The sequence below is a fragment of the Trebonia sp. genome, assembly GCF_049794275.1.
GTDB lineage: Bacteria > Actinomycetota > Actinomycetes > Streptosporangiales > Streptosporangiaceae > Trebonia.
Window position 1 is genome coordinate 1 of sequence record NZ_JBARCR010000147.1, and the last position, 10,651, is coordinate 10,651.

Annotated in this window: 9 protein-coding genes; 8 read left to right on the top strand and 1 reads right to left on the bottom strand. The window is 70.3% G+C overall.

Annotated features, from left to right (window positions below; genetic code table 11):
• Window positions 1-1,566, top strand: a 1,566-nt coding sequence (locus tag WA805_RS04275; RefSeq protein WP_425241690.1) for a 3-hydroxyacyl-CoA dehydrogenase, incomplete at its 5' end; no start/stop codon positions are given.
• Window positions 1,567-1,622: 56 nt separating this feature from the next.
• Here WA805_RS04275 and WA805_RS04280 read toward each other — a convergent pair.
• Entirely contained in the window at window positions 1,623-2,426 is an 804-nt protein-coding gene (locus WA805_RS04280) for a RecB family exonuclease (RefSeq protein WP_422276526.1), read from the bottom strand.
• 301 nt (window positions 2,427-2,727) lie between these two features.
• Here WA805_RS04280 and WA805_RS04285 point away from each other — a divergent pair, with 301 nt between their 5' ends.
• The 7 genes from WA805_RS04285 (at window position 2,728) to prcA (ending at window position 10,646) form a co-directional block, all read left to right on the top strand.
• Window positions 2,728-3,933 (top strand): site-2 protease family protein, encoded by a 1,206-nt coding sequence (locus WA805_RS04285; protein WP_422276520.1) that lies wholly within the window; start codon window positions 2,728-2,730, stop codon window positions 3,931-3,933.
• 25 nt (window positions 3,934-3,958) lie between these two features.
• Complete coding sequence (locus tag WA805_RS04290) at window positions 3,959-4,894, top strand: tRNA (adenine-N1)-methyltransferase (RefSeq protein WP_422286220.1); 936 nt, start codon at window positions 3,959-3,961, stop codon at window positions 4,892-4,894.
• Between the two features lie 145 nt (window positions 4,895-5,039).
• Entirely contained in the window at window positions 5,040-6,836 is a 1,797-nt protein-coding gene (gene arc / locus WA805_RS04295; protein WP_422286219.1) for a proteasome ATPase, read from the top strand.
• 22 nt (window positions 6,837-6,858) lie between these two features.
• A complete protein-coding gene (gene dop, locus WA805_RS04300) occupies window positions 6,859-8,376 on the top strand; it encodes a depupylase/deamidase Dop (protein ID WP_422286218.1) in 1,518 nt (505 codons plus the stop codon).
• A gap of 105 nt (window positions 8,377-8,481) precedes the next feature.
• Complete coding sequence (locus WA805_RS04305; RefSeq protein ID WP_422274148.1) at window positions 8,482-8,694, top strand: ubiquitin-like protein Pup; 213 nt, start codon at window positions 8,482-8,484, stop codon at window positions 8,692-8,694.
• A gap of 180 nt (window positions 8,695-8,874) precedes the next feature.
• The gene (gene prcB, locus WA805_RS04310; protein ID WP_422276917.1) at window positions 8,875-9,696 is read left to right on the top strand and encodes a proteasome subunit beta; all 822 of its coding nucleotides are present in this window, start codon (window positions 8,875-8,877) and stop codon (window positions 9,694-9,696) included.
• A 56-nt stretch (window positions 9,697-9,752) separates the two neighbouring features.
• On the top strand, window positions 9,753-10,646 hold the full coding sequence (gene prcA / locus WA805_RS04315) for a proteasome subunit alpha (protein ID WP_424559645.1): 894 nt from the start codon (window positions 9,753-9,755) through the stop codon (window positions 10,644-10,646).
• Window positions 10,647-10,651: the final 5 nt, after the last annotated feature.

Consider the following 10,651-nt stretch of genomic DNA (forward strand, 5'->3'; position numbering starts at 1 on the left):
GTGACTGAGCCGATCGGGGTCGTTGGCGCGGGGACGATGGGGGCCGGGATCGCGCAAGTGGCCGCCGTGGCGGGGCGGCGAGTCCTCCTTGCCGACGCCGTGCCCGGTGCGGCCGAGCGCGCGATCGCGAAGATCCGGGATCGGGTCAAGGCGCAGGTCGAGAAGGGGCGGCTCGACGCCGACCCGGCAGCGCTCGACCTGACGGCCGTGGAGATCGCCGGGCTCGGCGAATGCGGCGTGGTCGCTGAGGCGATCGTGGAGGAGCTGGGCGCGAAGAAGGCGCTGTTCGCCGAGCTTGAGGGGGTCGTGGGCGCGGACTGCGTGCTCGCGTCCAATTCTTCCTCGTTGACGCCGACCGCGATGGCCGCCGGGCTGGCGCATCCGGGGCGGCTTGTCGGGCTGCACTTCTTTAATCCCGTGCCGGCCATGCAGCTCGTGGAGGTCATCTCGGGGCTGGCTACCGCCCCGGAGGTGGCGGACGCCGCGGCGGAGCTGGCGGCGGGGTGGGGGAAGACGGTGGTGCGTTCCGCCGCTACGCCCGGGTTCATCGTGAACAGGATCGCCAGGCCCTACTACGCCGAAGCGTGGCGGCTCTACGAGGAGCACGCGACGACCCCGGCCGCCATCGACGCGGTGCTGACCGGGGCCGGCGGCTTCCGGATGGGGCCGTTCGCGCTGATGGACCTGATCGGCCACGACGTGAACGAGGCGGTCACCCGGTCGGTATGGACCGCGTTCGGCCACGACCCGAGGTTCGCCCCGTCCCTCGCGCAGCGCGCCCTTGTCGAAGCCGGCTGGCTGGGCCGCAAGACCGGCCGCGGCATCTACTCCTACGCGGACCCCGCCACGGCTGCCGCTGCCCCGGCTCCGGCCGCGGCCCGGCCGCGGACCGTCATCGAGTACGGCCATGACCTAACTGATAACAGCAAGACGCAGCTGCGCGAGCTGATAGGCCGCAGTCTCGGCGTCGCCGTCATCGCCCGGGACCGCGACGACGCCGCGGCAGGCCTGCCCGATGGGCTGCTGGAGCTGCCGAGCGGCGCGCTCCTCATCCAGTGCGCGGGCGCCACGGCCACCGCGCTGTCCGCGGCCTTCGAGCGCCCGGTAATCGTCGTCGACCGGATGCTCAACCCGGCCACGGCCACGGCCATCGCGGTCGCGCCTTCCGACGGCTGCCCGCCCGCCGCCGTCGCCGAGACCATCGGCCTGTTCCAGGCGGGACACCTGAACGTGTTCGTGATCGACGACGTGCCCGGCCTGATCGTCACCCGCACGGTCGCCATGCTGGCGAACCTCGCCGCCGACGCCCTCGCCTCCCGTGTCGCGAGCGAAGCCGACATCGACACGGCGATGCGCCTCGGCGTCAACTACCCGCTCGGCCCGCTGGCCTGGGCACGCGAGTGGGGCACCAGCGCCATCCTCGGGATCCTGGACAGCATGGAAAACTGGTACCGCGACGGCCACTACCGCGCCAGCCCGCTGCTCCGCCGCGCCGCGCTGTCCCAGCGCGCCCCCAGCGGCGGCACTCTGCTCCCTCGCCAGTCCCAGCCGGGCGAGCACTACTAGCCAGCAGGGGGCCATTCGCCGCGCCGAGCTGGCGCGACAACTTCACCAGTCCGGCCTCAGCCTCCGGAAACCGCAGCGGCCGAGGCGGCCGAGCCATGCGCGGCGACCGCGGCGGCCGAGGCCGGAAGGGGCGGCAGAGTGCCGCCGAACTCGGGGCACAGCGCCTTGTGTCGGCACCAGTCGCACAGGCGGCTCGGCCTGGGGCGCCAGTCGCCGGACACCCGCGCCCGCTCGATCGCCTGCCACAGCGCCTCGACCTTGCGCTGCGTGGCGCGCAGGTCGGCCTCGTCGGGGGAGTACCGCAGGACCTCGCCGTCGGACAGGTACATCAGCTGCAGCATGCGCGGGATGACGCCTTGCAGCCGCCAGATCACCAGCGCGTAGAACTTCATCTGGAACAGCGCGCTGGCCTCGTACGCCTCCCGCGGGACGCGGCCCGTCTTGTAGTCCACGATCCGGATGTCGCCGGCTTTCGTCATGTCCAGCCGGTCGATGTAGCCGCGCAGCCGCAGCCCGGAGTCCAGCTCGGCCTCCACGTACCATTCCCGCTGCGCTGGCTCCAGCCGCCGTGGGTCCTCGAGGGTGAAATACCCGTCAAGAGCGGCGGCGGCCTCGGCGACGAAACGGGCCCGTTCCGAATCATCGGAAAACAGCTCCGCCAGACCAGCGTCAGCTTCCGCCAGCCGTTCCCATTCGGGGACCAGCATGTCGAGCGCCGCCGCCGGGGTCCGCTCACCCGCCGGGCGGTCGAACAGCCGCTCAAGCACGGCGTGCACCAGCGTGCCGCGCGCCGTCGCCGTGGTCGGCGGCTCGGGGATCCTGTCGATCACCCGGAACCGGTAGAGCAGCGGGCACGTCATGAAATCAGCGGCACGCGATGGCGACAGCGCCGACGGCGGATCGCCCGCCGGGCCGAAGTCAGCCGGGTCCGGCCCGTCAGCGGGAGTGGGCACCCCGACCGGGGTCGGCACGTCGACGGGGAAGCCGGCGGGTGCGTCAGGCACGTCAGATGGGTCCACAGCGCCACCGTAAGACAGGGTACCGACATTCCGCAGCCGACCCGCCGAGCCGACCGCCGAGGCCGCACCAAAGGCCGCACCCAAGGCCGCGGAACCGCCGGGCCCGCTCGCAATGCCCCCGGATGCACGTAGCATCGGTGCTGTGGCAAGTGGCCAGGATGGGCAGCCGGACCGGCGCGGGCAAGCGGACCTGGACCGCCAGGACGGCGGCCAGGACACCCAGGGTCCCCGCAGCGGCCAGCTGGGCCGGGCGAGCCGGGCAGGCATCGTGGTGGCGCGCCCCTTCGGCATCCCCGTGGTGGTGTCGCCGTACTGGTTCGTCATCGCGGGCGTCTTCATCGTCATCTACGCGAACGACTTCAGCAACTCGCTGCACGGCAATATCAGGTTCGCGGTCGCCGCGGCCTTCGTGGTGCTGCTGTACCTGTCCCTGCTGGTGCACGAGCTGGCCCACTCGGTCGTCGCCCTCGGCTTCGGCCTGCCGGTGCGCCGCATCCTGCTGTATCCCCTCGGCGGCATCTCCGAGCTCGACAAGGAGCCGCAGACCCCGGCCCGCGAGTTCCTCGTGTCGGCCGCGGGCCCGGCGCTGTCGCTGGCGCTCGGCGCGGTCGGCTGGGGACTCTCGCTCGTGGTCACCCACGGGGTGAGCGGCTCGCTGGTCCGGCTGCTGATGTACGCGAACATCATCGTCGGGATCTTCAACCTGCTGCCTGGGCTGCCGCTGGACGGCGGCCGGATGCTCCGCGCCATCATCTGGAAGTTCACAGGTAAGCCGAATACCGCCACGATCGCCGCCGGCTGGGTGGGCCGGGCGCTCGCCATCGCGCTGCTGCTCGTGATCCCGTTCTACTCCGACCGGCTCGCCGGCGGGATCATGACCGGCACGCTGTGGGTGGCGGTGATCGCCGCGTTCATGTGGATCGGCGCCAGCCAGTCGATCCGCGCCACGAAGTTCCGCGAGCGACTGCCCGAGCTGCAGGCCAGGCGGCTGGCCAGGCGGGCCATCTCGGTGCCGGCCAGCATGCCGCTGGCGGAGGCGATCAGGCAGGCCGACGAGAACCACGCGCGGGCGGTTGTCGTGGTCGACCACGACGACAAGCCGATCGCGATACTGAACGAGGCCGCGGTGATGGCGACCCCGCCGCAGCGCAGGCCGTGGGTCGACGCGGGTTCCATGGCCAGGTCGATCGAGCCGGAGATGATCCTGCCCGCCGACATTTCCGGCATGGCGCTGCTCGAGGCCATCAAGCGCGTGCCGGCCAGCGAGTACCTGCTGGTGGAGCCCTCCGGCCAGGTGTACGGCGTGCTCGCGGCCCGCGACCTCGACCACGTGTTCGCCGGCGTGTAGGCGTGCAGCCACTAGTCTCTAGCGCGTGACACGACGCGGACCGTTCGCGGCAGGGGACCTGGTGCAGCTCACCGACCCCAAGGGCCGCATGCACCAGGTCGTCCTCCAGAAGGGCGCCACGTTCCACACGCACCGCGGCTCGCTCAGCCACGACGACCTGATCGGCGCGCCGGAAGGCAGCGTGGTAATCGCCGCGGGCGGCACCGGCTACGTGGCGCTGCGGCCGCTGCTCGCCGACTTCACGCTGGCCATGAAGCGCGGCGCCACGATCGTCTACCCGAAGGACGCGGCGCAGATCCTCGCCTACGCCGACATCTTCCCCGGCGCGCGGGTGCTCGAGGCGGGCGCGGGCTCCGGGGCGCTGTCCTGCTGGCTGCTGCGCGCGGTGGGGTCCGCCCCGTCAGGGCGGCTGGTGTCGTTCGAGCGGCGCCCCGACTTCGCCGCGATCGCCGCGGCGAACGTGACGAAGTACTTCGGCGAGACTCCCGGCTGGTGGCGGCTGGTGACCGGCGACCTGTCCGCCCCGGCCGCCCTTGAATCATTGTCCGGAACGTCCCCCGCCGACTCAGGGGACCCTGCCGGCGTCTCTTTCGACCGGGTCATCCTCGACATGCTCGCGCCCTGGGAGTGCCTGCCCGACGCGGCGGCGGTGCTGGCGCCCGGCGGGCTCATCTGCTGCTACGTGGCCACCACGACCCAGCTGTCGCGGGTGACCGAGGACCTGCGCGCGCACGGCGGGTTCTTCGAGCCGGCCGCGTGGGAGACGATGGCGCGCGGCTGGCACCTGGACGGGCTCGCGGTGCGGCCGGACCACCGGATGATCGGGCACACCGGTTTCCTGGTGACCGCGCGGCGGCTCGCTCCCGGGGTGACCGCGCCGCCCCGCCGCCGCCGCCCGGCCAAGGGCGCGCATTCCGCCGAGGACGAAAAAAATACGCAACCGTACGCGACAGAAATGTAACGTTGGGCGAGCAATAGCCCGATAACCTGCGGTTTCTTCCCTATGGGCTAGACCAGTAAGCAGATGAACACGCGCTGGGATGTTAGTTAAGTGCTCCAGATAGGTAAGGTCGGGGTAGAAACGCTCCCGGGAGGAGGTGAGGGTCGTGGCAGCCAGAGAAGAGGGCGGACGGGCTTCACGGCACGACGATGAGGTGTCCAGCCTTACCGCGCAGATCTCCTTCCTCGATGAGGAGATCGCGGTGTTGCGCCGCAGGCTCGCTGATTCGCCGCGCCAGGTCCGCTTGCTGGAGGAACGGCTCCGCGAGACAGAGGCGTCGCTGACTTCGGTCACCTCGCAGAACGAGCGCCTGGCCTCGACACTGCGCGAGGCCAGAGACCAGATCGTGGCGCTCAAGGAGGAAGTCGACCGGCTGGCCCAGCCGCCGTCCGGCTTCGGCGTGTTCCTCGCCGCGCGCGAGGACACCACCGCCGACGTGTTCACCGGCGGCCGCAAGATGCGGGTGAACGTCAGCCCGAACGTCGACCTGGAGGCGCTGCGGCCCGGCCAGGAGGTCGTGCTCAACGAGGCGCTGAACATCGTCATCGCCCAGGACTACGAGACCATCGGCGAAGTCGTCATGCTCAAGGAGATCCTGGCGGACGGCGAGCGGGCGCTGGTGATCTCGCACGCCGACGAGGAGCGGATCGTCCGGCTGGCCGCGCCGCTGCTCGACCAGGTGCTGCGCGGCGGCGACTCGCTGCTGCTGGAGCCGCGTTCCGGTTACGTTTACGAGCGGATCCCGAAGGCCGAGGTCGAGGAGCTGATCCTCGAAGAGGTCCCGGACATCTCCTACCACGACATCGGCGGCCTGTCGTCGCAGATCGAGCAGATCCGCGACGCGATCGAGCTGCCGTACCTGCACGCGGACCTGTTCCGCGAGCACCAGCTGAAGCCGCCGAAGGGCGTGCTGCTGTACGGCCCGCCCGGCTGCGGCAAGACGCTGATCGCCAAGGCGGTGGCGAACTCGCTGGCCAAGCAGGTCGCGGCGAAGACGGCCGCGGACGCGGACGGCGGCGGCAGCGCTGGCAAGCAGCAGGAGGGGAAGAGCTTCTTCCTCAACATCAAGGGCCCGGAGCTGCTGAACAAGTACGTCGGCGAGACCGAGCGGCACATCCGGCTGGTCTTCCAGCGGGCGCGGGAGAAGGCGTCCGAGGGCATGCCGGTGATCGTGTTCTTCGACGAGATGGACTCGATCTTCAGGACCCGCGGCTCCGGCGTCTCCTCCGACGTGGAGAACACGATCGTCCCGCAGCTGCTGTCGGAGATCGACGGCGTGGAGGGCCTGGAGAACGTCATCGTCATCGGCGCCTCCAACCGCGAGGACATGATCGACCCGGCGATCCTGCGGCCCGGCCGGCTGGACGTCAAGATCAAGATCGAACGGCCGGACGCCGAGGCGGCCAAGGACATCTTCTCCAAGTACGTGCTGAAGGAACTGCCGCTGCACCCCGATGACCTGAAGGAGCACGGCAGCTCGCTGCAGGCCACGGTGGATGAGATGATCCTGCGCACCGTGGAGCGGATGTACAGCGAGACCGAGGAGAACCGCTTCCTCGAGGTCACCTACGCCAACGGCGACAAGGAAGTCCTGTACTTCAAGGACTTCAACTCCGGCGCCATGATCGAGAACATCGTGGCCCGCGCCAAGAAGATGGCCATCAAGGAGTTCCTCGACACCGGGCAGAAGGGCATCCGCGTCGCCCACCTGCTGGCGGCCTGCGTCGACGAGTTCAGCGAGAACGAAGACCTGCCGAACACGACCAACCCCGACGACTGGGCGCGCATCTCCGGTAAGAAGGGCGAGCGCATCGTCTACATCCGCACCCTGGTCTCGGGCAAGCAGGGCACCGAGGCGGGCCGTTCCATCGATACGGTCGCCAACACGGGCCAGTACCTCTGAACTCGCACTACGCTGGACAACTATGAGCGTGCTGCGGGTCATGGGCACCGAGACCGAGTACGGCATCTCCGTACCCGGCCAGCCGGGCGCCAACGCGATGGTGACCTCATCGCAGATCGTCAACGCCTACCAGGCGGCTACCGCCGCCCGTGCCAGGCGCGCCCGCTGGGACTTCGAGGAGGAGAACCCGCTGCGCGACGCGCGCGGGTTCGACCTCGCCAGGGAGGCGGCCGACTCGACCCAGCTCACCGACGAGGACCTGGGGCTGGCCAACGTCATCCTCACCAACGGGGCGCGGCTGTACGTGGATCACGCGCACCCGGAGTACTCCGCCCCTGAGTGCACCAACCCGCTGTCGGTGGTGATCTGGGACAAGGCGGGGGAGCGGATCATGGCGGAGGCCGCGGCCAAGGCCGCGACCGTGCCTGGCTCGCACCCCATTCAGCTGTACAAGAACAACACCGACAACAAGGGCGCGTCGTACGGCTGCCACGAGAACTACCTGATGCGCCGCTCGACGCCGTTCGCCGACATCGTGCGGTACCTGACGCCGTTCTTCGTGACCCGCCAGGTGGTCTGCGGCGCGGGCCGGGTCGGGATCGGCGCCGACGGGCGCGGCACGGGGTTCCAGATTTCGCAGCGGGCGGACTTCTTCGAGGTCGAGGTCGGCCTGGAGACGACGCTGAAGCGGCCGATCATCAACACCCGCGACGAGCCGCACGCCGACCCGGAGAAGTACCGCCGGCTCCACGTGATCATCGGCGACGCGAACATGAGCGAGGTGGCCACCTACCTGAAGGTGGGCACCACCGCGCTGGTGCTCGCGATGATCGAGGACAAGTTCCTGTCCGGCGACCTGTCGATCGAGGCGCCGGTCGCGGACCTGCGCGCGGTGTCGCACGACCCGGCGCTGCGGCACCTGGTCACGCTGCGGGACGGGCGGAAGATGACCGCGGTCCAGCTGCAGACCGAGTACCTGGAGCTGGCCCGCAAGTACACCGAGGACAAGTACGGCACCGACGTGGACCCGACCACGGCCGACGTCCTGGACCGCTGGGAGTCGGTGCTCGGCCGGCTGGCCGACGACCCGATGCAGCTGTCCCGTGAGCTGGACTGGGTGGCGAAGCTGGAGCTGCTCGAGGGCTACCGGCGGCGCGACGGGCTGTCCTGGGACCACCCGAAGCTCCAGCTCTTCGACCTGCAGTACTCCGACGTCCGGCAGGATCGCGGGCTGTACAACCGGCTCGCCGCGCGCGGCCGGATGGTCCGGCTGACCGACGAGGACGCGATCGCCTGGGCGGTCGACAACCCGCCCGAGGACACGAGGGCGTACTTCCGCGGCCGCTGCCTGCGGCAGTACGCGGACGCGGTGGCCGCCGCCTCCTGGGACTCGGTGATCTTCGACATCCCCGGCCGGGAGTCGCTGCAGCGGGTCCCCACCCTGGAGCCGCTGCGCGGCACCAGGGCGCACGTCGGCGACCTGCTCGACCGCTGTCGCACCGCCGGCGAGCTCGTCGCCGCCCTCACGGCCCAGGAGTAGTTGCCCAAGTGATGCCGCCGCGGAGGGTTGGGCGGGACTGTCGCTGGCGACGATAACGTTGAGCTGTTGAGGGGGTCGTGCCCCTCAGAGACGGAGGAACGCCAGATGGCGACGAACAAGGACACCGGCGGCCAGCGGCAGACCACCCGCCGCGCCGAGGAGACCGAAGAGGAGCAGGCCGCCTCGGCCGAGGAAGTCAAGGAGCGGCACGAGAAGCTGTCCGACGACGTGGACGCGATCCTGGACGAGATCGACGAGGTACTCGAGGAGAACGCCGAGGAGTTCGTCAGGTCCTACGTCCAGAAGGGCGGCCAGTAACACCCCTGCCGCGGGGTTCGCGGTAGGCGAAAGGCCCCGCTTCGGGGCATGTGCATTCACTACCGCAACGGGCGGTAGTGTCTGCTCAAGGACATCAAAACCGGGCAGCGACCCGGCAGGGCAGGGAGGCGGCGCGTGAACGGGCATTTCGACGGCGGGCTCGGACAAGCGGGGGCCTTCATGACGGCGCGCATCCCGTCGTTCACGCACTTCCTGGCCACGCACGCCCCAGACTTGCTGCCGGCCTCGCTGGCCGGGCTGCAGCTGCCGGCGGGCGGCGACCTCATCAAGGACTTGCCGCACGCCACGACGATCGTGGCCGCGGCGTGCGAGCGCGGCGTGGTGCTGGCGGGCGACCGGCGGGCGACCGCAGGCAACGTGATCTCCAAGCGGGACGTCGAGAAGGTGTTCCGCAGCGACGAGTTCTCCGCCATGGCGATCGCCGGCGTGGCGTCGATCGGGCTGGAGTTCGCTCGGCTGTTCCAGGTAGAGCTCGAGCACTACGAGAAGATGGAGGGCCGGTCGCTGTCCCTCGAGGGCAAGGCGAACCGGCTGGCCAAGATGGTCAGGGACAACCTGGCGCCCGCCATACAGGGGCTGGCCGTGATCCCGCTGTTCGCCGGCTACGACGAGGAGACCGGGCTCGGCCGGATCTTCAGCTACGACGTGGCGGGCGGCCCGTGGGAGGAGCACCGGTTCCACTCGATCGGCTCCGGGTCGGTGTTCGCCAAGAGCTCGCTGAAAAAGCTGTACTCCGACGACATGCCGATGACCGACACGGTGCTCGCCTGCGTGCAGGCGCTGTACGACGCGGCCGACGACGACTCCGCGACCGGCGGCCCCGACCTGCCCCGCAAGATTTTCCCCGTCGTCACGACGATCACCGACGACGGCTACCGGCGGCTGCCCGACTCCGAGTCCGAAGAGTACTCCGATCAGGTCGTGCAGAGCCGGATGCGCTCGCCCGACGGCCCGAGGGCTCCGCTGCGGACCGGTAGCTGAGCTTTTCCCCTCTTACCCCGAACCAGCCTGAAGCAAAGGAAGCGCCTGCGGTGTCCATGCCGTTTTACGTGTCGCCCGAGCAGATCATGCGGGACAAGGCCGACTACGCCCGCTCGCGGATCGCGCGCGGCCGCAGCTGCGTCGCGCTGCAGTACGCGGGCGGCATCCTGATGGTGGCGCCGAACCCCTCCACCGCGCTGCACAAGATCAGCGAGCTGTACGACCGGATCGCGTTCGCTGCGGGCGGCCGCTACAACGAGTACGAGGCGCTGCGCAAGGCCGGCGTGACGTACGCCGACGTCACTGGCTACCAGTTCGACCGCCGTGACGTCACGGCGCGGGCGCTCGCGAACTGGTACGCGCAGACGCTCGGCGGGATCTTCACCGACTCGACCAAGCCGTACGAGGTGGAGATCGTGGTGGCCGAGGTCGGCGTCAAGCCCGACGACGACCAGATCTACCGGATCACCTTCGACGGCTCGGTGTCCGACGAGCCGGGTTTCGTCGCCTTCGGCGGCCAGGCCGATCAGGTGGCGGCCGCCCTGAAGGAGCGCTTCCACGACGACATGACGCTCACCGAGGCGCTCGGCGCCGCGCTGGAAGCGCTCGCCGCCCCGCCCGCCCAGGGCTCAGGCTCAGGCTCAGGCTCGGGGTCGGGCTCGGCGGCGGGGAACGGCGTCCAGGCCACGGAGCTGAACGCAGCCCACCTGGAGGTCGCGATCCTGGACCGCGCCCGCGCCCACCGCACATTCCGCCGCCTGCGCGGCCCGCGCCTGGAGGAACTCCTGGCGGAAAGCCGCGCCGCCTCCGCCGCCTCCGCCGCCGCCGAGGCCCCAGAATCCGCCTCAGACGCCCCCGCGGCCCAGGCAGCGGAAGCTACCCCCCCGGCCTCAGACGACCCCCCCACAGGCCCGCCCTCGGCCAGCGGCGACGGCATCCCGAAGCCGTAACCCCA